The following is a 22,260-nucleotide window of genomic DNA, read 5'->3' as shown; positions in this document are numbered from 1 at the left end:
GTGGTGGTTCGTGTGCGGGTGCGGCGCCTGGTGTGTCCCACGCGCGGCTGCCGCCACACCTTCCGCGAACAAGTGCCCGGAGTGCTGGAGCGATACCAACGCCGCACCGCGCGACTGACCAGGCAAGTCAGGGCTGTGGTCAAGGAGTTAGCAGGCCGGGCGAGTGCGCGTCTGCTGACGGCACTGGCCATGCGCCTGTCGCGTCATACCGCCCTGCGTACCCTGCTGCGCATCCCGCTGCCCAGGTCGCGGTGGCCGCGACCCGGTAACCGGAAGGCGAAAGCAACTCACCGTCACCAAGGACACCCTGAAGGAGGCCCGCGCCGCACTGGCGCGCATCCATAGCGAGCGGAGCGCCAGCACTCTCGTAACCCCGAATAAGATCACGCTGGGGGAATGGCTCGACGAGTGGCTGACGCGGAAAGCCTGCGACGTCGAGCCGACCACCATCCGCACGTACCAGCTCGCCTTGGTGCACGTCCACGATCAGCTTGGGCATGTCCGGCTCCAGGACCTCACCGAGGATCACGTCCAGGACTTCGTTGACAGCCCTCCGGGTACGTGGCGGTGGAGGAGCTGGGCGAGCCGCTGAACACACGGCGCCTCCGTGAGCACGCCTACCGGCTCATGCGCGAGTTGGAGATGCGACGGGTGCGGCTCTACGACGCGCGGCACTCGTGCCTCAGCTACCTCGCTGTGAACGGTGTGCCGGACGTCGTCCTCGCTGCCTGGGCGGGGCACACGAACGCGGCCTTCACAAAGGCCAAGTACGTCCACGTGGAAGTCGAAGACCTGCGGACGGCCGCAGCCGCGTGGGACGCTTTCCACGGGGCAGAGCCGACCGGCAGTGAGAATCTGTGAGAGATGATCAGTAATTGATCTACTGAAAGCGACTTTGACCTGGGTCTATCCGTTCGAGTGTAGAACAGTGTCCAGATTCTACTGGCGGTTTCTGCAGGCCAGCGCCGCGGTCCCAGTTGTACCTTGCTACGAAAGACTCAGAGGGACTACGCAAGGCCGCGAGGAACTCCGAGGGACGACGGCTACGAGGGACGGCTACGAGGGACGACGACGGACTTCGAGGGACGACGACGGCTACGAGAGCGGCGGCTGGTACGGCAGGAGCTCGGGCCGCTTCGCCGGCCGGCCGTCCCCCGATGAGCGCCCCGTCACCCGCCGCGCGATCCAGGGCCCCAGATGCTGCCGTGCGAAGCGCAGATCGCCGGCCCGCCGCGCCGCCCATCCTGCCCGTGCCGCCGACGGCAGTAGTGCCTGCCAGTCGTGCACCCCGCCCAGTCCCAGCGTCTGCCAGACGGCCTCGGCGACCCGCCGGTGCCCCTCGGCCGTCAGATGCAGCCGGTCGACGTCCCACATCCGCTGGTCGCCGAGGGCTTGGGACCCGTACAGATCCACCACCAGCGCACCGTGCCGGGCCGCCAGTTCGTCTATGTAGCCGAACAGCTCCTCCATGCGGGGGCGGAAGCGTTCCATCACCGGACCGTTGCGGCCCGGGCTGCGCATCAGAACCAGCTGACCGCAGGACGGCGTCAGCTTCTCCACGGCCTCCTCCAGGAGCCCGCGCACCCGCCCCATGTCGCACTTGGGCCGCAGCGTGTCATTGAGCCCGCCCACCAGCGTGACCACATCCGCCTGCATGGCGGCCGCCACATCCACCTGCTCGTCGACGATCTGGCCGATGAGCTTTCCGCGTACGGCGAGATTCGCGTATCGGAAACCCGGTGTGCGAGCGGCCAGCCGGCCCGCGAGCAGATCCGCCCAGCCGCGGTACGAACCATCCGGCAACAGGTCGGACATGCCTTCGGTAAAGGAATCGCCGACCGCGACAAAACTGGTGTACGAGGCATTCATCTCCATGGCGGAGAGATACTACCGCGCGGTAAGGTCCGTCGGTTCCGTACCGGGAGGGAGCCCTGTGAGTGACGCGCTGCTGAACGCGCTGGCCGAGGCGCTGGCCGAGCTAGTGACCACGAAATCAGCGGCGACCGCGCGATTCTCGACGCCTGGCTCGCGGCGACCGCGCTGTAATTGGGCAGGCCGGCTGCCGCCAGGGCTGTCGGCACGGCGCGTTCCGCGGTATGTCCAGTGGCAGGCCGCGCTTGCCACCGCCGGCTTGGCCACGCTCCTCGCCGTCCTCACCGCGATGGGCGCCGCCAAGGCCGGACGGCCGGGACCGGGGATCACAGAGTCGACGGAACGAGCCGTCACCAGTGGGGCGGGTCAGCCGCGCCTGCCCACCAGCTCACGCAGCACGTCCTCCATCGTCACGAGGCCCACCGGCGTGCCGTCGTCGTCCAGCACCGCCGCCAGATGCGTACGGCTGCGCCGCATTGCGGTCAGCACATCGTCGAGCGGCGCGGTCGCCCGGACCCGGGCGATCGGGCGCATCGCCGAGACGGGGAACGGCACATCGCGCGGAGTCGCGTCCAGCGCGTCCTTCACATGGAGGTAGCCGAGGATCTGGCGGCCCGCGTCGAGAACCGGGAAGCGGGAGAACCCGGACTCGGCCGCCAGCTGCTCCAGCTGCTCGGGCGTGGTCCCGGCCCGTGCGTACACCACCCGCTCGATCGGCACCACCACATCGCGGACCGGTCGGCGCCCCAGCTCCAGGGCGTCGCGCAACCGCTCGGCAGACCGGCCGTCGAGCAGTCCGGCGTCGTCCGCGTCCCGCACCAGCCGCGCCAGTTCGTCGTCCGAGAAGGTCGCCGACACCTCGTCCTTGGTCTCAACCCGCAGCAGCTTCAGCAGCCCGTTGGCGAAGGCGTTGACGGTGAAGATCACCGGGCGCAGCGCCCGGGCGAATGTGACGAGCGGCGGTCCGAGCAGCAGTGCGGCCCGCGTGGGCTCGGCGAGCGCGATGTTCTTCGGCACCATCTCGCCGAGCAGCATGTGCAGATAAGTCGCCGTCGACAGCGCGATCACGAACGAGATCGGGTGCACCAGGCCGTGCGGCACACCCACCGCGTCGAAGACGGGCTCCAGCAGATGCGCGATGGCGGGCTCGGCGACGATGCCGAGCACCAGGGTGCACAGCGTGATGCCGAGCTGGGCCGCGGCCAGCAGCGCCGAGACATGTTCAAGGCCCCACAGCACACTGCCCGCCCGCCGGTTCCCGGCCTCGGCCTCCGGCTCGATCTGGCTGCGGCGTACGGAGATCAGGGCGAACTCCGCGCCGACGAAGAAGGCGTTGACCACCAGGGTCAGAAAGCCGATGAGGAGCTGAATCACGATCATCGTCCGGCCTCCTCGGCGTCGTCGGCCGAGGGGAGCGGCGCATGCATGAGCACCCGCGCCGCACGCCGCCCGGAGGCGTCCACGACATCGAGCTGCCAGCCCTCCAGCTCGATCCGGTCACCCACTGAGGGGATGCGCCCCAGCTCGGTGGCGACAAGTCCGGCGAGCGTTTCGTACGGGCCTTCCGGCACTCGCAGCCCGACCCGCTCGAGTTGGTCGATGCGGGCGGAGCCGTCCGCCGACCACAGGGTTCGTCCGTCCGCGTCCTCGCCGGCCGGCGCCAGGTCCGGTGTCTCGTGCGGATCGTGCTCGTCGCGCACCTCGCCGACGACCTCCTCCACGATGTCCTCCAGCGTGACCACACCGGCCGTGCCGCCGTACTCGTCGATGACGACGGCCATCGTGTTCTTGCCGGACAGCTGGTCGAGCAGCCGGTCCACGGTCAGTGTCTCGGGCACGAGCAGCGGCTCGCGCAGCAGCTCGGAGACCGGGTGCCGGGGCCGTCGCTCGGCCGGGACCGCCAGCACGTCCTTGATATGCGCGATCCCCACGACGGTGTCGAGGCTGCCCCGGTAGACGGGGAAGCGGGACAGGCCTGTCGCGCGCGTGGCGTTGGCGACGTCCTCGGCGGTGGCCTGCACCTCCAGGGCGGTGACCTGGACCCTCGGGGTCATCACGTTCTCCGCGGTCAGCTCAGCCAGCTTGAGGGTGCGTACGAACAGCTCGGCGGTGTCCGCCTCCAGCGCGCCCTCCTTCGCGGAGTGGCGGGCCAGCGCGACCAGTTCCTGTGGGCTGCGCGCGGATGCCAGCTCCTCGGTCGGCTCCATGCCGAGCCGGCGCAGGATGCGGTTGGCCGTGTTGTTGAGGTGACTGATGAAGGGCTTGAAGGCGGCGGTGAAGATCCGCTGCGGGGGCGCCACAACCTTCGCCACGGCCAGCGGGGAGGAGATCGCCCAGTTCTTCGGGACCAGCTCGCCGACGACCATCAGCACGATGGTGGACAGCGCGGTGCCGATGACCAGGGCCGTCGATGAGGCCACCGAGGGGGACGCGCCGAGCGCCTCGAGCGGGCCGCGGATCAGCTTGGCGATGGACGGCTCGGCGAGCATGCCGACGATCAGGTTGGTGACGGTGATGCCGAGCTGGGCGCCGGAGAGCTGGAAGGTGAGGCTCCGTGCGGCCTTGAGGGCGCCGGCCGCACCGCGCTCGCCGCGCTCGGCTGCCCGCTCGAGGTCGCTGCGCTCGACCGTGGTGAGGGAGAACTCCGCCGCGACGAAGGCGCCGCAGGCGATCGACAGCAGCACCGCCACGACGAGCAAGAGCACTTCGGTCATCGGTTCACCTCCGTCCCATGATCAGGCAGGGACTGGAGGAATGCTCGATGTCGGCTACCGGGAGGCTCGCCCATGGGCGGACGCTCACATCTTTCGCAGGGAGAGGACGGTCTGCCCATGGTAAAGGACCTGCAAAGTGTCCGATGCGACGGCGACGGCGCCTACGTGAACGGCTTCACCCAGCGGCGCCAGTGGTCCTCGCGCTGGTACCCGGCGGCGGCCCACGCCCGCCGGGCCCGCTCGTTGGCCTCCAGGACCATGGCGTCGCCGCGCCTGCCTCCCACGGCCAGAAAGCGCCTCTCGGCCGCGTCCAGCAGCGCCGAAGCGATCCCCTGCCGGCGGTGTGACGGCAGCACGGCAAGCCGGTACAGCGAGCAGCGCCAACCGTCGTACCCGGCGATCACCGAGCCCACCACCCGGCCCTCGGACTCGGCGAGGATCAGCGCCTCGGGGTCGCGCGCGATGAGACGGGTGACCCCGTCCACGTCATCCGTGATGCTCGTGCCCTCGGCCGCTCGCTGCCAGAACGCGAGGACGGCCTCGGCCTCGTCGGCCCTGGCGGCGCGTATCTGCAGGTCGATCACGGACTGGAGCCAAGCACGCGGGGGAACGGGCGCGCCACCGACTTTTAGGGTTCGAGACGGGCCGCAAGCGTGAGGCTTCCAGTCAGACGCGCAGGTCCTGGAGACAAGGTCTTCGATACAAGGCCCGGGCCGCGAGCGCGATATCACCGGGCCGACTACTCGTGCGCGATGGCGGCCAGCACATTCATCCGCGAGGCGCGCAGCGCCGGAAGCACCGCCGCCGCGAGCCCCACGACCACCGAGCCCACCACGACCGCGACGACCGTGCCCCACGGCACGGCGAACGCCGTCAGCCCCTCCAGTGCAAGCACCTGCTGCACCGCCACACCCCACACCATGCCCAACGCGAGCCCCAGCAGCGCCCCGAAAACCGCGATCACGACCGATTCCAGCCGGATCATGCGCCGCAGCTGGACGCGGGAGAGACCGATCGCGCGCAGCAGCCCGATCTCCCGGGTCCGCTCCACCACAGACAGGGCAAGGGTGTTGACCACGCCCAGCACGGCGATGACGATCGCGAGTCCCAGCAGCGCGTACACCAGGTAGAGCATCACGGCGATCTGCTGGCGGATCAGCTCTTTGTAGTCGGCCTGATCCCTGACCTGCACCTGCGGATACGGATCGAGGGCAGTCTCCAGGCCCTTGCGCAGCTCCTGGGCGTCGCTGCCGCTCTTGGCGTTGACGTAGAGCGCGGCCTCCTGCCCGCCCGGCAGATACTTCTCGGCGGTGGCGAGCCCCATGAACAGGCCGCCCTCCATCCCGGGCCCGCCGCTCTGGTCCATGTCCGTGAGCGCCCCCACCGTCAGCCTCGCGCGCTGTCCGCCCGCGAACTCGGCCGGCAGGACCGACCCGACGCGCACCTTGTGTTCGGTGGCGTACTTACGGTCCATGGCTATGCTGTCCGGCGCGAGAGCGGCCGCGGTGTCCCCGCTCGCATAGGTGATGCGGGCGGCATCGTCGAGCTGCGGGTCGTAGCCCGAAGCCGTCGACTCGATCCGCTTCCCGTCCGGCAGGCTCAGCGCGAGCGGCGCGAAGCGCTGCCGTACGACGGTGCCCGCGCTGTCGACGCTCTTCACCTTCTCGGTGATCTCTTGCGGGAACGGCGTGAAGTTGGTGTTCTGTACGACGAAGTCGGCACCGAGCGTCTTGTCGATCTGGGCATCGAAGGACTTGGTCATCGAGGCGCTGGCGATCGAGAGCCCGCCCACCAGCGCCAGGCCCACCATCAGCGCGGCCGCGGTGGCGCCCGTGCGCCGCGGATTGCGCAGCGCGTTACGCTGGCTCATACGGCCGACCGAGCCGAATACCTTGGGGAACGCGCCGCCAAGCACCCGGATCACCGGCCGTACCAGCAGCGGCCCTGCCACTACAGTCGCGATGAGCGTCAGCACCACGCCAAGGCCGAGCAGCGAGGACGCGGTCGCGGTCTTCCCGCTCACCACGCAGCCGGCCAGCGCTGCCGCTCCCGCCGTGCCGACCACGCTCCCGGCGATCGCACGGATCTTCAACGGCCGCCCCACACCCGCGACTTCGGCGTCCGCGAGCGCGGCCATGGGAGAGACCTTGGCCGCCCGCCGGGCCGGCAGATAGGCGGCGACAAGGGTGACGCCGAGACCGACCGCGTACGCGGACACCGGTGTCGCCACACCCACCACCATCTCGGCGGCACTCAGATTCATGCCGAGCAGACCCATCAGCTCGATCAGCCCCGCCGCGAGCCCGATTCCGGCGGCTAGACCGAGCGTCGAGCCGACAAGCCCCAGCAGCACCGCCTCGGTGAGCACGGAGCGGCGCACCTGGCGGCGGTCCGCACCGAGCGCCCGCAGCAGCCCCAGCTCGCGGGTGCGCTGGGCGATCAGCATCGAGAAGGTGTTGACGATCAGGAAGATGCCGACCAGCACGGCGACACCCGCGAAGCCGAGCATCACCCACTTGATGACATCGAGGAAGCCGCCCAGCTGGGCGGCGGCCGACTGGGCCTGCTCGTCGGCGGTCTGGAGATCGTACGCATCACCCAGCTCGGCCGCGATCCGCTGCTTGAGCGTCGCGTCGCTGACCGTGTCCGCGGCGTCCACCGAGATCGAGGTGGCCACACCCGGCCTGCCAAGCAGCTTGGTCTGGGCTGTCGGAGTGTCCAGGAAGACCAGCGCGGCGCCCGGGTTGGTGGTGGTGAAGGTCGCGATGCCGACGACCTCGACCTTGAACGAGCCGGGCTGTGCGAGGACGGTGAGCGGGTCCCCGATGCCCACCTCCTTCTTGTCGGCGGTGTCCTTGTCGAGCAGCGCCTCGCCCGGCCCGCTCGGCGCGCGCCCGCTGGTCAGTTTCACCGCACTGCGTTCGGTGACATTCCAGTTGGTGGCGATGGTGGGGGCACCGGTCGTCGGTCCGACGGGATCGTTCTTGTCGTCGACGACGGTGATGTTCTCCACCGCTGCGTCGACGTGTGTGGCTTTGACGCCGTCGACCGAGCCGATCCGGTCGGCGAGTTCGGTGGGCACCGTACGTACGACCCCGGTCGGCAGCCTCTCGCCGATGCCCTCCTTCGGCGCGACCGTCACATCCGCGGAGGTGGAGGCGAAGAGCCGGTCGAAGGTACGGGAGACGGTGTCCGAGAAGATCAGGCTGCCGCTGACGAATGCCACGGACAGCAGCACCGCCAGCGCCGAGAGCAGCAGCCGGCCCTTGTGTGCGAAGAAGCTCCGCAGCGTCGCCTTCAGCATCGTGACCTCAGCTCTTGCGCGGGGCGTCGGAGCCGGGGGTCTGGGGCTTTCCCCCGGAGAAGAGGCGCATGCGTTCCAGGACCGCCTCCGCCGTCGGTGCCCGCATGACGTCGACGATCCGCCCGTCCGCGAGGAACAGCACCAGGTCGGAGTAGGCGGCCGCGCCTGGGTCGTGCGTCACCATCACCACTGTCTGGTCCAGCCGATCGACGGCTTCGCGCAGGAAGGTGAGCACCTCGGCGCCCGCGCGTGAGTCGAGATTGCCGGTCGGCTCGTCCGCGAAGATCAGCTCGGGGCGGGAGGCAAGCGCCCGCGCGCAGGCCACCCGCTGCTGCTGCCCGCCGGAGAGCTGGGCGGGCCGGTGCCGCAGCCGGTCGCGCAGCCCGAGCGTGTCGATGACCTGCTCGACCCACTCGCGGTCGGGGTTGCGCCCGGCGATGTCCATGGGGAGCGTGATGTTCTCGGCGGCGGTCAGCGTGGGCAGCAGGTTGAACGCCTGGAACATGAAGCCGATCCGGTCCCGGCGCAGCCGGGTCAGCTCGCGGTCCTTCAGACCGGTGATCTCCGTGTCGCCCAGCCAGACCTGACCGGCGGAGACGGTGTCGAGCCCGGCAAGGCAGTGCATGAGTGTGGACTTCCCGGACCCGGATGGACCCATGACTGCGGTGAACCGGCCGCGCGCGATGTCGACGTCGACGGCGTCCAGGGCGCGTACGGTCGTCTCCCCGCTGCCGTAAGCCTTGGTCAGGGCCCGCGCCCGGGCGGCGAGCGGCACATCCGAGGCCTGGTCGTGGGTCGGTGCAGTGGCAGGTGTGGGCAAGGCCGCCTCCCGGGTCGTGGCCGCTCCAACTCCCGTACAAGTGGCGAGAGTAGAGGGGGCATGCGTGCGCCGGTATCCCTCGTAGGTCCGGTCCTTGGGGTTCATGTAAGGGGCACCTGACGGACCTCTTGCCCATGCTAGCGCCTGTGCGCTAGCTTTACCCTGTGGCGAAGACTCAGTTGAACGTGAGAGTGGACGAGACCACCGCGGAGGCCGCGCGCCAGCGGGCCATGCAGCGCGGAATGAGCGTCAACCGCTACATCGAGGAGCTCGTCAAGCACGACGCGGGCGAGGTGGGACGCACCTTCGTGGAGGCCGCGTCGGACTTCATGAAGCAGTACGAATCCGTGTTCGCGGAGGAGTTCGGCGAGTTCGGCACCGGCACCGACAGGGGAACCGGCACCGGACGCGAAGGCAAGCGTTGACTCTTCAGATCGACCTCGCGTGGCTCCTCATGGTCGCCGAGCACAAGACCCCCGGCGATCCACAGGTCACCGACTGGGGCGCGCTCGTCGCCGCGGTCAGCCGTCATGACGCCGAGATATTCGGCATCCCCGTCTACAGCGACCCGCACGCCCGCGCCGCGTCCCTGCTTCAGCTGCTGCTCCACGTGCCCGCCCTCGAGCACTCCAACGCGATGTTCGCTTCCGCCGTCGCATACGGCTATCTCGTGGCCAGCGGACTCAAGGTCGTCACCTCGCCCGTGCAGGTACGGGACCTGGCGCGGCTGGTCAAGGAGGGCAAGGCGGACGTAAGAACCGTCGCCGACGAGCTGCGGCAGTGGAGCCAGTGACTACGCTCGAGCCATTGATCACCCGCCTGCGTTGTCGCTGAAGGGCCGCCGCGCCACGCCCAGCACGCAAGGAGACGACGGCAGCCGCATGCCCTTCTCGGGCACCTGCAGCCTGCGAAACGTCCCGAGCTCGAAGCCCGCAACCTCGATGGCGGCGATGGTGTCCCGCGCGGTGTGACACCCACCGAACAGTAGCGGCCACACCGTGCGGTCCAGGGCGCGCTGGATCCGTGCCATGCCCTTGGTGTCGGCCAGACCGTGCTCGAAGAACCGCAGCTCACCCTCCGGCCGCAGGACCCGCCTGATCTCGGAGAGCGCCCGCGGCAGATCCCGTACGGAACACAGCACCAGGGACACCACGGCCGCGTCGAACGCCTCACTCTTGACCGGCAGCGCCTCGGCAGCCCCCGGCACCACGTCCACGGGGACTTCGGCGCTCCGCGCTGCCTGCGCCGCCAAGTGCCGCAGGCTGCGCTCCGGTTCGAGCGCCACGACCTCGGAGACGGCCTGCGGGTAGTGCGCGAAGTTCAGACCGTTGCCCGCGCCGATTTCGATCACCCGGCCGGACAGCCCGGACAGCAGCTCCTTGCGGTAGGCGGCGATACCCGCGTTCGTCTCGGCCGCCACGCTGACCTTGGCGTAGACGCGGGCGAAGACCGGGTGGTGGACTGCGTCCCGGGGCACTTTGGTTCTGCGCAGGGGCATTGCGGGCCTCCTCGGAACGGCGGTGCGCTCACCGTCATTGTCCCCCTGCGGCGACGAAGCAGAACTCGTTCCCCTCGGGATCGGTCAGGACCTGGAACCTTCCGTGATCGTCGGTGACGACCGCGCCGAGCCGTGCGGCGCCGAGCCGCACGGCCTCGTCTGCCGCCTCGTCCACCTCGCCCGCGTCCAGATCGAGATGGAGCCGGTTCTTCGCCGCCTTGCCCTCGGGCACGCGCTGGAAGGCGACCAGTACGAAACCGGGCGGATCGATGTACGACCAGTCGGCGCTGCGGTCCACCGGGTCTCCGCCGAGCAGGGCCGCCCAGAAGCGCACCAGGCGGGCGGGGTCGTAGCAGTCGAAGACGATCTCGTCGATCCGGGCTCGCATGAAGAATCAGCGTACGGCGGCGGTGAACGCCTCGGCGTCCCACTCGCCGCCGAGCCGGCCCCCGAGCCAACTCCCGGCCCGCGCACGGAACTCGGCCGGCGCCAGCGTACCCGCCCCTTCCGGCACGGCCCCGAGCAGCGGCGCGCCCGCGGCCCCGGGCAGGTCCGCGAGATTGCACCGCGCGGCCAGATCCGGCTCGCCGGGCCAGCTCCCGACCACCACGCCGAGCTGCTCCAACTCCCGTGCCCGCAGGGCCTCGGCGGTCAGCGCGACCGCATTGAGCGTGCCAAGACCGGCGGGCGCGACGACCAGCACGGGCGCGCCCAGCAGCCGGGCGACATCGGCGAGTGTCCCCCCGTGCTCGTCGAACCGCACGAGCAGCCCCCCGGCGCCCTCCACGAGCACAAGATCATGCTCCACGGCCAGTTTCTCGACGGCCTCGGCCACCTCCTGCGGCCGCACCGTCGCCATCCCGGCCCGCCGCGCGGCGGTCGCGGGGGCCAACGGCTCGGGAAACCGCGCGAGTTCAACCCCGCTCACCGCCCCCGCGAGCCGAGCAACCTCGGCCACGTCCCCCGGCTCGCCGGGAGCGACCCCGGTCTGCGCCGGTTTGACGACGGCGACGGACCGCCCCTGCGCCCGGAAGACCGAGGCGACGGCGGCGGTCACGACGGTCTTGCCGATCTCGGTCCCGGTCCCGCTGACGACGATGACGTTCATCCCGCTCCTTGCCCTGTCCCGCATCCGTACCCCCCTCGTGGGGCTCATGCCGACGCCGCCGCCGCGCACACCGCCCGCGCGATGCGGGCCACGTCCTCGTCAGCGGACACAAACGGCGGCATGGTGTAGATCAGGTCCCGGAAGGGCCGCAGCCACACCCCCTCGCGCACCGCCGCCTCCGTCGCCGCCGCCATGTCCACCTCGTGGTCCAGCTGTACGACGCCGATCGCCCCCAGCACCCGTACGTCCTTCACACCCGGCAGCCCGCCCGCCGGGGCCAGCCCCTGGACCAGTGCGGCCTCGATCCGCTTGACCTCCTGCTGCCAGTCCTGGCCGAGCAGCAGATCGATCGAGGCGCAGGCCACGGCCGACGCCAGCGGGTTGCCCATGAACGTCGGTCCGTGCGCCAGCACCGGCACCTCACCCCGGGAGATGCCGTCCGCCACCCGCGAGGTGCACAGCGTCGCCGCCATCGTCAGGTAGCCGCCGGTCAGAGCCTTGCCCAGGCACATCACATCCGGCGAGACCCCGGCGTGCTCCGCCGCGAACAGCGCGCCCGTACGGCCGAACCCCGTCGCGATCTCGTCGAAGATCAGCAGCACGCCGTGCTCGTCGCATGCCTCCCGCAGCACCCGCAGATACTCGGGGGAGTGGAACCGCATCCCGCCCGCCCCCTGCACCACGGGCTCCACGATCACCGCGGCCAGCTCGTCCGCGTACCGGGCGACGGCATCGCGCAGCTGCTGTGCGTACGACTCCTCGAACCCGGCCGGAGGCGCGTCCATAAAGATCTGGCGCGGCAGCACCCCCGACCACAGCTCGTGCATCCCGCCCTCGGGGTCGCACACCGACATCGGCTGCCAGGTGTCCCCGTGGTACCCGCCGCGCCACGTCAGCAGCCGCTGCTTGGCCGGCCGCCCCACCGAGCGCCAGTACTGCAGGCACATCTTCACCGCGACCTCGACCGAGACCGAGCCCGAGTCGCAGAGGAAGACATGGTGCAGCGGCTCGGGCGTGATCTCGACCAGCCGGGCCGCCAGCCGTACGGCGGGTTCGTGCGTGAGCCCGCCGAACATCACATGGCTCATCCGCTCCAGCTGACTGTGCGCCGCCTCGTTGAGCACCGGGTGGTTGTAGCCGTGGATCGCCGACCACCAGGACGACATGCCGTCGATCAACTCGCGCTGCCCGTGCACCGGTCCGGCCAGCCGCAGCCGTACCCCGGACGCCGACTCGACGATCAGCGGATCGCTGCGCCCGGGCATGGGGCCGTACGGGTGCCAGACATGCGCCCGGTCAAGGGCCAGCAGCTCGCCGGGGCCGAAACCGGACTCAGGCATTGGGCGCCAGATCGGTGCCGGCGCCCCGGCGGCGTACCGCGACCAGATCCGTACGGGCGCCCGGCGCTTCCGCTGCCGGCACCTGATCGGGCTCGCTGTCACCGCACGGCGCGCACCCGCCGGAGTGCGAACCGCAGCCGCCCCCGGCCGCCGCTTCCGTACGGTGCTTCGGAAGCGTCGTCGTGCCCGCGCCCTCCACCTCGAACCCCGCGTCCGCGATCATGTCGAGGTCGGCCTGCCCGGCCTGCCCCTCGCTGGTGAGGTAGTCGCCGAGGAAGATCGAGTTGGCCAGGTGCAGCGCGAGCGGCTGCATCGAGCGCAGATGCACCTCGCGCCCGCCCGCGAGCCGTACTTCCACGTCCGGGCAGACGAAACGGACCATGGCCAGGATGCGTAGCGCGCGATGCGGGGTGAGGTTCCACTCCTTGGCGAGCGGCGTGCCTTCGAAGGGGATCAGGAAGTTCACCGGCACCGAGTCCGGGTCCAGCTCGCGCAGCGAGAAGACGACATCGACCAGGTCATCGTCGCTCTCGCCCATGCCCGCGATCAGCCCGGAGCAGGCGGAGAGCCCCGCGGCCTGCGCCCGGTGCACGGTGTCCACCCGATCGGCGTACGTGTGGGTGGTGGTGATGTCCCCGTATGTCCCCTCGGACGTGTTGAGGTTGTGGTTGTACGCGTCGGCGCCCGCGGCCCGCAGCCGCTCCGCCTGTTCACCCGAGAGCAGCCCGAGGCAGGCGCAGACCTCGACATCCTCGTTCTGCTCCTTGATCGCCTCGATGGTCTTGGAGACCCGGTCGACGTCGCGGTCCGTCGGACCGCGGCCGCTGGCCACCAGGCAGACCCGCTTTGCGCCGCCGGCCACCCCGGCCGCGGCCGCCTGCGAGGCCTCGTCGGGCTTCAGCCAGGTGTACTTCAGGATCTCGGCCTTGGAGCCGAGCCGCTGGGAGCAGTACGAGCAGTCCTCGGGGCACAGCCCCGACTTCAGGTTGACGAGATAGTTCAGCTTCACCCGCCCTCCGAACCACTGGCGGCGCACCTTGCCGGCCGCGGCCACCACTTCGAGCAGATCGTCGTCGGAGGTCGCCAGCACGGCGAGCGCTTCTTCACGGGTCGGCAGCTCGCGCCGCAACCCCTTCTCCACCAGCGTGTTCAGCAGGTCCATGGCGCAGATCCTGACGTACGGCACACGCCGTGGCCAAGGAGGAACCCCACAACAGAGCATGTTTGAGGTGTGTGCATGGCCACATCCGCTCCTCGAGTGACCCCGGTTAGGGTCTGTGCGCTGCCTACAAAAGGACCGGACCACCATGCCCCAGGATCCTTTCGACTGGATCGACGACGAGTCGCGCCGCCGTGAGCGCGCGGGCCTCGTACGTACGCTCCGGCCACGCGCCGCCGACTCCCAGCTGCTGGATCTCGCCAGCAACGACTATCTGGGTCTCACCCGCCGCCCGGAGATCACCGGCGCGGCGGCCGAGGCGGCCTGCCGCTGGGGCGCGGGGGCCACCGGCTCCCGGCTGGTCACGGGCAGCACGGCGCTCCACGCCGAGCTGGAGCGGGAGCTTGCCGCCTTCTGCGGATTCGAGGCCGCCCTGGTGCTGTCCTCCGGCTATGCCGCGAACCTCGCCGCCGTGACCGCGCTGAGCGGCCGTGGCTCGCTGATCGTCTCCGACGCGGGCAACCACGCCTCGATCGTGGACGGCTGCCGGCTCTCGCGCGCGGAGACCGCAGTCGTCCCGCACGCCGACGTCGACGCCGTACGCAAGACGCTGCACGCCCATCCCGGGCGGCGCGCCCTCGCGGTCACCGACTCGGTCTTCTCGGTGGACGGCGACGCCGCTCCACTGACGGACCTCGCCAAGGCGTGCAGCGAGCACGGTGCCGCGCTTCTCGTCGACGACGCACACGGTCTCGGCGTACTCGGCGACGGCGGGCGCGGAGCGCTGAATGCCGCGGGCATCGCCGGCGGCGCAGGCGTCGTCGCCACGCTCACCCTCTCCAAGTCCCTGGGCAGCCAGGGCGGAGCGGTCCTCGGCCCGGCCCGGGTGATCGACCATCTGGTCAACACCGCCCGTACGTTCATCTTCGACACGGGCCTGGCGCCCGCCGCCGCGGGAGCCGCGCTGACGAGCCTGCGGCTGCTCGGCCGCGAACCGGCGCTGGCCGAGCGGGCCCGCACGGTCGCCGCGACCCTGCACCGCCGGCTCACGGACGCGGGCCTGACCGCCGCACGACCGGACGCCGCCGTCGTCTCCGTACGGGCGCCGTCCCCGGAGTCCGCGCTGCGCTGGGCCGCCGACTGCCGCGCCGCCGGGCTCGTCGTTGGTTGTTTCCGTCCCCCGTCGGTGCCGGACGGCATCTCCCGGATCAGGCTCACGGCGAGGGCGGACCTGACGGATCAGCAGATCGAGGCGGCAATCGCCACGATTATCCGGACCGCGCCGGTCGGCTGACCGCAGAGCCCGCTGTTGTTCCCCCATCAATCGGCAGCCGCCCACCTCGCGTACGCGTCGCACATGCGTTGGCTTCCAGGCTCGTGAAGTCCCGCCCGCCTGCGATCAGATCCTGAGTGTGCGGCCCAAATACGGTCTCGCGTAGCAGAGTTCACCGCTTTGAGCGACAGATATATGCACATCTTGGTGGATCGCCGCCCCTGACGGCACGATAGGTGGCACTCTGGCGCGAAGCGCAATCCGTGGCCGTCCTCGCATTCATCCGCTACGAGTCGGAGCCCGGCCCCGGTGTGAAAGGGACAGCGTCGCCATGGCAGACCATCAGGAAGCCTCCGTCACTCTGCCGAGCGCCCCCGCCTCGGTCTCCGCAGCCCGAAGATACGCCACCGACATCGTCTCCGAGTGGGGCCTGCCCGTCGAGACCGAAGCCGTCGACACCGTTCGGCTGATCGTCTCCGAACTCGCCACCAACGCCGTCCAGCACACCTTCGGCCAGTCGCCCACCTTCACCGTGGATCTGCGTCTCGAGCAGGACGAGGAGCTGCGCATCGGCGTCACCGACAGTCACCCCCGCTGGCCGCAGCGGCTGCCCGCCGCCGTCCGCCAGGACAACGGCCGCGGCATGGTCATCATCCGCAGCCTCACCGCGGAGTGCGGCGGACAGCTCCTGGTCACCCCGACCCCGGAGGGTGGCAAGACCGTTTGGATCGTCCTGCCGTGGACCGTACCGGTGCAGAGCTGATCACCTCCCGGCGGTCACTTTCCCGCGGCCGAACGCGCCGCGCAGTAGAGCCTGCAGTGACTCGCAGCCGCCCCAGCTCGTGCCGGGCGTGACTCTGCCGGCCGAGCCGCTGGCGCACTGACGCGGTGTGGCGCACCGGGAGCGTGCCCGGTGCGCCACCGGGCCGTCAGCGCACCCGGCCGTACCAGACGCGCTTGGTCCAGATCTTCTCGAGCTTCACCCAGGAGCCGGTCTTGGGCGAGTGCCAGATCTTGCCGCTGCCGGCGTAGATCCCCACGTGGTAGACGCTGCCACCGGAGTGGAAGAAGACCAGATCCCCTCGCTGGCGCGACGAGGCCGAGATACGGCGGGTCTTGTTGAACTGCTGCTGGGCGGTGCGTGGGAGCTTCTTGCCCGCCTTCTTGTACGAATAGAGCGTCAGCCCCGAGCAGTCGAACCGGGATGGACCCGACGCGCCGTACCTGTACGGCGCTCCCTTCTTCGAAGAGGCAACCTGAAGTGCCTTGTTGGCGTGGGCCGTAGCCGCGAGTGCCTCGGAAGCGGCGCCCGGCACCAGCAGTGAGCCGCCGACGGCGGCGAGGGTCAGGGCCGATACGGCGCCCGCCCGGGTCAGCTGAAACGGGATGTGAATCTGCGCAGTCATGCGCAACCCTTCGTCAGCCGCCTGTGAAGGATGACCTGTCGGGTTCGGACGGACGAAGATGCCCGGCCGCGGAATGCGGCTCCACCCCGAGGGACGACCGGACTGTCCGGACGTCCCGTACTGCTTGGGTCCTCCACTCCTGCCGGTGCACTTCTGTCGACCAGACATCCGGTGCGGCGGCAGGACTCGGCGTCCGCCCGGACCGCCCCGCCATGGATGGCGAGGGCTTGTCGTCCCAGGGATCTTGACCCACACCATGCCGGACTTCCGAGTCGAAACAGCGATATGTGAGCTTCGACACCACTGACCTGTTCGGGTGGAAAGAGTCGTTTTGGGGCCGACTGCGGACACCTGAGGACTCCCGCACCAGCAGTGGAACAGCCCATTCCGCTAAATCGGTAGTCGTGGTGCGCAAGTTCTCCGTAGTCGTCCGGGGGAGCGCAAGTCCACCGAATGGAGGACGGCTGCAGGTACCCCAATGGCGGTGGACGGAAGCGTCGGATTCGTCAACTCATGGACGTGGGCGGCATCGTCACCCGGCGCGCCCTGCGTTCGCCGTCGAGCACCCTGAGTGCCTCGGCGAGGGTCGACGCATGGACATCGCTCTCGCCGCGCATATGCATCAGCGTCAGGGCGTCCTTGAGCGCTGCGGCCCGGCCGACCAGTGCCTGTGCCGCACGCAGTGCTCCATAGGTGTGCGTTGAGCGGGCCGGATTGATCCGTCCCAGCAGATCGAGGACTTCGAGGTAGCTGTCGATGAACTCGCACTCGGCGCGGGTCAGCGCCGGCAGCGGCGGCAGTTCGGGTGGCAGCATCCGGCGCTCACCTGGAACCAGGGGCGGAGAGCGACGTCTTGCGGTTCTTGATCACGTGGTCGACCAGTCCGTAGGCCTTGGCGTCCTGCGCCTCGAAGATCTTGTCGCGCTCCAGGTCGGCGGCGATCCGCTCCGGACTCTGGCCGGTGTGGCGTACGAGCATCTCGGCGAGTTGGGCGCGCAGCCGCAGCAACTCCTGTGCCTGGATCTCCAGATCGGACGGCTGGCCCTGCAACGGCTCCTCGAACGCGGGCTGCTGGACGACGATCCGGGCGCCGGGCAGCGCCATTCGCTTGCCGGGGGCACCGGCGGCGAGCAGCAGGGCGGCGGTCGACGCGGCCTGCCCCAGACAGGTCGTCTCCACGTCGCAGGTGACCACCTGCATCGTGTCGTAGATCGCGGACATGGCGCTCAGCGAGCCGCCGGGGGAGTTGATGTAGAGGGAGATGTCCCGGTCCGGGGCGGCGTACTCGAGGTGCAGGAACTGCGCGATCACATCGTTGGCCGCGGTGTCGTCGACGACGGTGCCGAGGAAGATGATCCGCTCGTCGAGCAGCTTGGAGTACGGATCGAGGGTGCGGGATCCGGCGCTGGTGCGCTCGGTGAACTGGGGCAGGACGTAGCGGGCGGCAGGGCGGGCAGGGCGGTTCATGACGTACCTCTCCTCGCGCGGCCATCTCAGAGGCCTCTGTAAAAAATGTACAGGACGTACAGGCCGTTATGATGGGGAGCATGGCCTACGAGATTCCGGTGACGCAAGCCCGCGCAGAGCTCGCCGAACTGATCAACCGCGTTGTCTACGGCGGGGAGCGCGTCGTCGTGACCCGGCACGGCAAGCCGCTCGTGGCGCTGGTGTCAGCCGATGACCTGGAACGACTCGAGAAGGAGGAGGCCGCCGAGGAGCAGGTGATCAGCTCGGTGTCCTCGCTCGGCTCGGCCGCGTCCGCTTCCGGCGAACGGGGCCGCTTCGGTCTGACGGCCGAGCACCGGCGCCCCGACCACCGCGGCTGACTCGGCGCCTGGCGAGCACCGCTGCGGCTGACGCTGCACCGCCGAGCACCGCTGCCGGTGACCGCGCCGGCAGGATGCTCGCGCCGAGCGCACTGCCGCGCGGGTCGCCGGCGGGCGTCGGCGCGACGTCCGTCACCTGCACCGGGGCGGCGGCCGGAGCCTGCGCGGTGACGGCCTCCTTGAGGAGCTGGGGAACGACGGGGCCTATACCGATGCGGTCAGCAGCTGGGGCCCCGGACGGTGACGACCACCGCTCCGTATACGACCCGGCCCTCGATCGCGGTGCGGGCGGTGGCCTCGTCGTAGCGGTGAACGTCGCAGGCTTCCTCCCGCTGCTCGAAGCGCTCCTCCAGCTGGGCGGTCGCGGCGGCAGATCCTGCCGTGCCAATGGGCAGGTAGCGGGGTGCGGTACGGCCGTGGGCCAGGCGAAGGCCCGGAGGGCGAGCGCCACCACGGCGGGCATCAGCAGACAAGCAGGCCTTCGCCCGGCTGCTCGTGCAGGTGGACCGAGACTCTGCGCAACGAACAGCTCGCCCTGACCCTCGAGGGGCTTCAACGGGATGCGCCGGGTCTGGGCGAAGCTCGTGGACGCCTACCGCGACAACGGCCTGATGGGCGCCGACGTACCCGCCGACCACGTGGCCCGCACGCTCATCGCCACAGTCCAGGCCTTCATCGCCCAGCAGGCGCTCTTCGGCGATGTTCAGGTCGATGTCGTGGAGGACGGGCTCCGGGCGCTGATGTCGATGCGGGATGCAGAGATCAGTTAACGCGACGGAAAAGATTCCGCCTTACCGTTCAATCCCTGCCCGCGAGGTGCTCGTCTACGGGTCAACAGAGTGTTGACGTGACCTGAAGCCCGCTGCGCCCAGGCGGGCCCGGGCCGGACGACTGTGAGGTGGACGCGTGCAACTCTCCCCCCACGAGCAGGAAAGACTGCTCATTCATGTGGCTGCCGACGTGGCGGAGAAGCGCCGTGCGCGAGGGGTGAAGCTGAACCACCCCGAGTCGGTCGCCCTCATCACCTCGCACATCCTCGAAGGCGCCAGGGACGGACGCACCGTCGCGGAGCTCATGGCGTCGGGCCGCAAGGTGCTCACCCGCGCGGACGTCATGGAAGGCGTCCCCGAGATGATCCACGACGTCCAGGTCGAGGCGACTTTCCCGGACGGCACCAAACTCGTCACCGTTCACGACCCGATCGGCTGAGGGAGAGGGCCGCCGATGATCCCCGGAGAGATCCTCTACGCCGACGGGCGCGTTCCCCTGAACGAGGGCCGCGAGGTCACCCGCCTCACCGTCGTCAACGCCGCCGACCGCCCCGTGCAGGTCGGCTCCCACTACCACTTCGCCGAGGCCAACCCCGGTCTGGACTTCGACCGCGCGGCTGCCCGCGGCCTGCGGCTGAACATCGCGGCGGGCACCGCCGTGCGCTTCGAGCCCGGTATCCCCGTCGACGTCGAACTCGTCCCCTTCACCGGACTGCGCGTCATCGCCGGGCTGCGGGGAGAGACCGGAGGTGCCCTCGATGCCTGAACTCAACCGTGCCGTCTACGCCGACCTCTTCGGCCCCACCACCGGCGACCGGATCCGCCTCGCCGACACCGACCTTTTCGTCGAGATCGAGGAGGACCGCTCCGGCGGACCCGGACTCGCGGGCGACGAGGCCGTGTTCGGCGGCGGCAAGGTGATCCGCGAGTCCATGGGCCAGTCCCGTACGACTCGCGCCGAAGGCGCACCCGACACAGTCGTCACCGGTGTCGTCATCATCGACCACTGGGGCATCGTCAAGGCCGACATCGGCATCCGCGACGGCCGGATCGCGGGCATCGGCAAGGCCGGCAACCCCGACACGATGGACGGCGTCCATTCCGACCTCGTCATCGGCCCCGAGACCGAGATCATCGCAGGCAACGGGAAGTTCGTCACCGCGGGCGCGATCGACGCGCACGTCCACTTCATCACGCCGACGATCATCGACCAGGCCCTCGCGACCGGCGTCACCACTCTCGTCGGCGGCGGCACCGGACCGGCCGAAGGAACCAAGGCCACCACCGTCACACCCGGGCCGTGGCACCTTGCCCGGATGTTCGAGGCGATGGACTCCCTGCCCGTCAACATCGGACTGCTCGGCAAGGGCAACACCATGTCCCGCGAGGCCATGCACTCCCAACTGCGTGGTGGAGCACTCGGGTTCAAGATCCACGAGGACTGGGGCTCGACCCCCGCCGTCATCGACGCCTGCCTGAGCGTCTGCGAGGAGACCGGTGCGCAGCTCGCCATCCACACGGACACGCTGAACGAGGCGGGCTTCGTCGGCGACACCCTCGCCGCCATCGCGGGCCGCACGATCCACGCGTACCACACCGAGGGCGCCGGCGGCGGGCACGCGCCGGACATCATCACCGTGGTCTCCGAGCCCTATGTCCTGCCCAGCTCCACCAACCCGACCCGGCCGCACACCGTCAACACCATCGAGGAACACCTCGACATGCTGATGGTCTGCCACCACCTCAACCCTGCCGTGCCCGAGGACCTCGCCTTCGCCGAGTCGCGGATCCGGCCCTCCACCATCGCGGCCGAGGACATACTGCATGACCTCGGCGCCATCTCGATCATCTCCTCCGACTCCCAGGCCATGGGCCGCGTAGGCGAGGTGATCATGCGTACCTGGCAGACCGCGCACGTGATGAAGAAGCGCCGGGGCGCACTGCCAGGGGACGGCCGTGCCGACAACCACCGCGCACGTCGCTATGTCGCCAAATACACCATCAACCCCGCGGTCGCACAGGGCCTCGGCCACGAGATCGGCTCGGTGGAGACCGGCAAGCTCGCCGACCTGGTGCTGTGGGACCCGGCGTTCTTCGGCGTCAAGCCGCTCCTCGTCATCAAGGGCGGGCAGATCGCGTACGCGCAGATGGGCGACGCCAACGCCTCCATCCCGACCCCGCAGCCCGTCATGCCGCGGCCGATGTTCGGTGCGCTGGGGCGGGCAGCGTCGGTGAGTTCGGTCAACTTCGTCGCCGAGGCGGCGATCGAGGACGGCCTGCCCGAACGCCTGGGCCTGGCCAAGAAGTTCACGCCGATCACCAGCACTCGGCGCGTCACCAAGGCTGATATGCGGGAGAACGACGCCCGGCCGCGAGTCGAGGTCGACGCCGACACCTTCACGGTGAGAATCGACGGCGAGCCGGTCGAGCCGGCCCCCGCCGCCGAACTCCCCATGGCCCAGCGCTACTTCCTCTTCTGATGAGCCCAGATGAGTAGAGCAGCCCTCCTGGTCCTCGCCGACGGCCGGTTTCCCGCCGGTGGCCACGCCCACTCCGGCGGGGTCGAACCGGCCGTCAAGGCGGGGCGGATCCGCGGTGCCCGGGACCTGGCGGAGTTCTGCCGGGGGCGGCTGCACACCACCGGCCTCACCTCGGCGGCGCTCGCCGCCGCGGCCGCCCTGGGACTCGACCCGCTGGAGCTGGACGCTGCGGCCGACGCCCGTACCCCCTCGCCCGCGTTGCGGGCCACCGCCCGCAAGCTCGGCCGGCAGATGATGCGCGCCGCCCGCTCCACCTGGCCCAGCACCGAACTCGACGCGCTGGCCGCCGCCCGCCCGCGCGGCGCCCACCAGCCGATCGTCCTCGGGCTGGCCGCCCGCTGCGCCGGGCTCGGCCCCGAGGACGCGGCGCACTGTGCGGCGTACGAGACGGTCAGCGGCCCGGCCACCGCTGCCGTGCGCCTCCTCAGCCTGGATCCCTTCGAGGCCACTGCCGTCCTCGCCCGCCTCGCACCCGACCTCGACCAGGTCGCCGGGCGGGCCGCACGCGCCGCGCACGACGGCATCGACGCGCTGCCCGCAGCATCCGCGCCGCTGCTCGACATCACGGCTCAGGCCCATGCCGCCTGGCCCGTACGCCTCTTCGCCTCGTAGGACATCAAGGAGCCGCAC

Annotated in this window: 25 protein-coding genes and 3 pseudogenes; 13 read left to right on the top strand and 15 right to left on the bottom strand. The window is 70.1% G+C overall.

What is annotated here, in order from left to right; all coding sequences use genetic code 11:
- The 3 genes and pseudogenes from ACWDO5_RS21570 to ACWDO5_RS21560 form a co-directional block, all read left to right on the top strand.
- A pseudogene (locus tag ACWDO5_RS21570) lies at nucleotides 1–261 on the top strand (ISL3 family transposase); the annotation flags it as partial.
- Nucleotides 206–592, top strand: a complete 387-nt coding sequence (locus ACWDO5_RS21565) for an N-terminal phage integrase SAM-like domain-containing protein (protein WP_450531952.1) — start codon at nucleotides 206–208, stop codon at nucleotides 590–592. The pseudogene ACWDO5_RS21570 and the gene ACWDO5_RS21565, both read left to right, overlap by 56 nt.
- A complete protein-coding gene (locus ACWDO5_RS21560; protein ID WP_450531951.1) occupies nucleotides 562–861 on the top strand; it encodes a tyrosine-type recombinase/integrase in 300 nt (99 codons plus the stop codon). The genes ACWDO5_RS21565 and ACWDO5_RS21560 overlap by 31 nt, the downstream gene beginning before the upstream one ends.
- A 234-nt stretch (nucleotides 862–1,095) precedes the next feature.
- Here ACWDO5_RS21560 and ACWDO5_RS21555 read toward each other — a convergent pair whose 3' ends face one another.
- The 6 genes from ACWDO5_RS21555 to ACWDO5_RS21530 all read right to left on the bottom strand — a co-directional run bounded on the left by ACWDO5_RS21555 (nucleotide 1,096) and on the right by ACWDO5_RS21530 (nucleotide 8,710).
- A complete protein-coding gene (locus tag ACWDO5_RS21555; protein WP_450531950.1) occupies nucleotides 1,096–1,875 on the bottom strand; it encodes an SGNH/GDSL hydrolase family protein in 780 nt (259 codons plus the stop codon).
- 363 nt (nucleotides 1,876–2,238) lie between these two features.
- Nucleotides 2,239–3,252, bottom strand: coding sequence for a hemolysin family protein (locus ACWDO5_RS21550; protein WP_450531949.1), 1,014 nt, complete (start codon nucleotides 3,250–3,252; stop codon nucleotides 2,239–2,241).
- Complete coding sequence (locus tag ACWDO5_RS21545; RefSeq protein ID WP_450531948.1) at nucleotides 3,249–4,586, bottom strand: hemolysin family protein; 1,338 nt, start codon at nucleotides 4,584–4,586, stop codon at nucleotides 3,249–3,251. The genes ACWDO5_RS21550 and ACWDO5_RS21545 overlap by 4 nt, the downstream gene beginning before the upstream one ends.
- Nucleotides 4,587–4,747: 161 nt before the next feature.
- Nucleotides 4,748–5,170 (bottom strand): GNAT family N-acetyltransferase, encoded by a 423-nt coding sequence (locus ACWDO5_RS21540; RefSeq protein WP_450531947.1) that lies wholly within the window; start codon nucleotides 5,168–5,170, stop codon nucleotides 4,748–4,750.
- Between the two features lie 155 nt (nucleotides 5,171–5,325).
- On the bottom strand, nucleotides 5,326–7,890 hold the full coding sequence (locus ACWDO5_RS21535; protein WP_450531946.1) for an FtsX-like permease family protein: 2,565 nt from the start codon (nucleotides 7,888–7,890) through the stop codon (nucleotides 5,326–5,328).
- 7 nt (nucleotides 7,891–7,897) lie between these two features.
- Nucleotides 7,898–8,710: an ABC transporter ATP-binding protein gene (locus ACWDO5_RS21530; RefSeq protein WP_450531945.1), complete on the bottom strand. Its 813-nt coding sequence runs from the start codon at nucleotides 8,708–8,710 to the stop codon at nucleotides 7,898–7,900.
- A gap of 164 nt (nucleotides 8,711–8,874) precedes the next feature.
- Here ACWDO5_RS21530 and ACWDO5_RS21525 point away from each other — a divergent pair, with 164 nt between their 5' ends.
- Together ACWDO5_RS21525 and ACWDO5_RS21520 are read left to right on the top strand one after the other, a co-directional pair.
- Complete coding sequence (locus ACWDO5_RS21525; protein WP_450531944.1) at nucleotides 8,875–9,135, top strand: antitoxin; 261 nt, start codon at nucleotides 8,875–8,877, stop codon at nucleotides 9,133–9,135.
- Nucleotides 9,132–9,503 (top strand): fic family toxin-antitoxin system, toxin component, encoded by a 372-nt coding sequence (locus ACWDO5_RS21520; RefSeq protein ID WP_450531943.1) that lies wholly within the window; start codon nucleotides 9,132–9,134, stop codon nucleotides 9,501–9,503. Before ACWDO5_RS21525 ends, ACWDO5_RS21520 begins: the two co-directional genes overlap by 4 nt.
- Before the next feature lie 18 nt (nucleotides 9,504–9,521).
- On the opposite strand, the gene ACWDO5_RS21515 is transcribed toward ACWDO5_RS21520, so the two are convergent.
- From ACWDO5_RS21515 to bioB, 5 genes are read right to left on the bottom strand one after another with little or no spacing between them, the layout of a single operon-like run.
- Nucleotides 9,522–10,208 carry a class I SAM-dependent methyltransferase gene (locus tag ACWDO5_RS21515; RefSeq protein WP_450531942.1) on the bottom strand — a complete coding sequence of 229 codons (687 nt, stop codon included), beginning with the start codon at nucleotides 10,206–10,208 and terminating at the stop codon, nucleotides 9,522–9,524.
- A gap of 34 nt (nucleotides 10,209–10,242) precedes the next feature.
- Nucleotides 10,243–10,596, bottom strand: coding sequence for a VOC family protein (locus ACWDO5_RS21510; protein WP_450531941.1), 354 nt, complete (start codon nucleotides 10,594–10,596; stop codon nucleotides 10,243–10,245).
- Nucleotides 10,597–10,602: 6 nt separating this feature from the next.
- A complete protein-coding gene (gene bioD / locus ACWDO5_RS21505) occupies nucleotides 10,603–11,316 on the bottom strand; it encodes a dethiobiotin synthase (RefSeq protein ID WP_450531940.1) in 714 nt (237 codons plus the stop codon).
- A 44-nt stretch (nucleotides 11,317–11,360) separates the two neighbouring features.
- Nucleotides 11,361–12,656 (bottom strand): adenosylmethionine--8-amino-7-oxononanoate transaminase, encoded by a 1,296-nt coding sequence (locus tag ACWDO5_RS21500; RefSeq protein WP_450531939.1) that lies wholly within the window; start codon nucleotides 12,654–12,656, stop codon nucleotides 11,361–11,363.
- Nucleotides 12,649–13,818 carry a biotin synthase BioB gene (gene bioB, locus ACWDO5_RS21495; RefSeq protein ID WP_450531938.1) on the bottom strand — a complete coding sequence of 390 codons (1,170 nt, stop codon included), beginning with the start codon at nucleotides 13,816–13,818 and terminating at the stop codon, nucleotides 12,649–12,651. The genes ACWDO5_RS21500 and bioB overlap by 8 nt, the downstream gene beginning before the upstream one ends.
- Before the next feature lie 145 nt (nucleotides 13,819–13,963).
- On the opposite strand from bioB, the gene ACWDO5_RS21490 reads away from it, so the two are divergent.
- Both ACWDO5_RS21490 and ACWDO5_RS21485 read left to right on the top strand, forming a co-directional pair.
- Complete coding sequence (locus tag ACWDO5_RS21490; RefSeq protein ID WP_450531937.1) at nucleotides 13,964–15,109, top strand: 8-amino-7-oxononanoate synthase; 1,146 nt, start codon at nucleotides 13,964–13,966, stop codon at nucleotides 15,107–15,109.
- 310 nt (nucleotides 15,110–15,419) lie between these two features.
- Nucleotides 15,420–15,851, top strand: a complete 432-nt coding sequence (locus ACWDO5_RS21485) for an ATP-binding protein (RefSeq protein ID WP_450531935.1) — start codon at nucleotides 15,420–15,422, stop codon at nucleotides 15,849–15,851.
- A gap of 166 nt (nucleotides 15,852–16,017) precedes the next feature.
- Here the strand turns inward: ACWDO5_RS21485 and ACWDO5_RS21480 are convergent, their stop codons facing one another.
- The 3 genes from ACWDO5_RS21480 to ACWDO5_RS21470 all read right to left on the bottom strand — a co-directional run bounded on the left by ACWDO5_RS21480 (nucleotide 16,018) and on the right by ACWDO5_RS21470 (nucleotide 17,961).
- On the bottom strand, nucleotides 16,018–16,494 hold the full coding sequence (locus ACWDO5_RS21480) for a C40 family peptidase (RefSeq protein ID WP_450531934.1): 477 nt from the start codon (nucleotides 16,492–16,494) through the stop codon (nucleotides 16,018–16,020).
- A 506-nt stretch (nucleotides 16,495–17,000) separates the two neighbouring features.
- Nucleotides 17,001–17,309, bottom strand: a complete 309-nt coding sequence (locus ACWDO5_RS21475) for a hypothetical protein (protein ID WP_450531933.1) — start codon at nucleotides 17,307–17,309, stop codon at nucleotides 17,001–17,003.
- Nucleotides 17,310–17,316: 7 nt separating this feature from the next.
- Nucleotides 17,317–17,961, bottom strand: a complete 645-nt coding sequence (locus ACWDO5_RS21470; protein ID WP_450531932.1) for an ATP-dependent Clp protease proteolytic subunit — start codon at nucleotides 17,959–17,961, stop codon at nucleotides 17,317–17,319.
- Nucleotides 17,962–18,041: 80 nt separating this feature from the next.
- Here ACWDO5_RS21470 and ACWDO5_RS21465 point away from each other — a divergent pair, with 80 nt between their 5' ends.
- Complete coding sequence (locus ACWDO5_RS21465; RefSeq protein ID WP_450531931.1) at nucleotides 18,042–18,320, top strand: type II toxin-antitoxin system Phd/YefM family antitoxin; 279 nt, start codon at nucleotides 18,042–18,044, stop codon at nucleotides 18,318–18,320.
- On the opposite strand, the pseudogene ACWDO5_RS21460 reads toward ACWDO5_RS21465, so the two are convergent.
- Nucleotides 18,313–18,783 (bottom strand): annotated as a pseudogene (locus tag ACWDO5_RS21460) (ABC transporter permease); the annotation flags it as partial. The gene ACWDO5_RS21465 and the pseudogene ACWDO5_RS21460 overlap by 8 nt on opposite strands.
- A 5-nt stretch (nucleotides 18,784–18,788) precedes the next feature.
- Here ACWDO5_RS21460 and ACWDO5_RS21455 point away from each other — a divergent pair.
- From ACWDO5_RS21455 to ACWDO5_RS21435, 5 genes and pseudogenes are all read left to right on the top strand, one after another.
- Nucleotides 18,789–19,090 (top strand): annotated as a pseudogene (locus ACWDO5_RS21455) (TetR/AcrR family transcriptional regulator); the annotation flags it as partial.
- Nucleotides 19,091–19,226: 136 nt separating this feature from the next.
- Nucleotides 19,227–19,529, top strand: a complete 303-nt coding sequence (locus tag ACWDO5_RS21450; RefSeq protein ID WP_450531930.1) for an urease subunit gamma — start codon at nucleotides 19,227–19,229, stop codon at nucleotides 19,527–19,529.
- Between the two features lie 15 nt (nucleotides 19,530–19,544).
- A complete protein-coding gene (locus tag ACWDO5_RS21445; protein ID WP_450531929.1) occupies nucleotides 19,545–19,856 on the top strand; it encodes an urease subunit beta in 312 nt (103 codons plus the stop codon).
- The gene (locus ACWDO5_RS21440) at nucleotides 19,849–21,570 is read left to right on the top strand and encodes an urease subunit alpha (protein WP_450531928.1); all 1,722 of its coding nucleotides are present in this window, start codon (nucleotides 19,849–19,851) and stop codon (nucleotides 21,568–21,570) included. The genes ACWDO5_RS21445 and ACWDO5_RS21440 overlap by 8 nt, the downstream gene beginning before the upstream one ends.
- Before the next feature lie 9 nt (nucleotides 21,571–21,579).
- Nucleotides 21,580–22,242 (top strand): urease accessory protein UreF, encoded by a 663-nt coding sequence (locus ACWDO5_RS21435; protein ID WP_450531927.1) that lies wholly within the window; start codon nucleotides 21,580–21,582, stop codon nucleotides 22,240–22,242.
- The last annotated feature ends 18 nt before the right edge of the window (nucleotides 22,243–22,260 follow it).

The organism is Streptomyces sp. NPDC000880 (genome assembly GCF_053599675.1).
The sequence above is the reverse complement of the archived record's forward strand: the minus strand, read 5'-3'. Positions and strand labels throughout refer to the sequence as shown.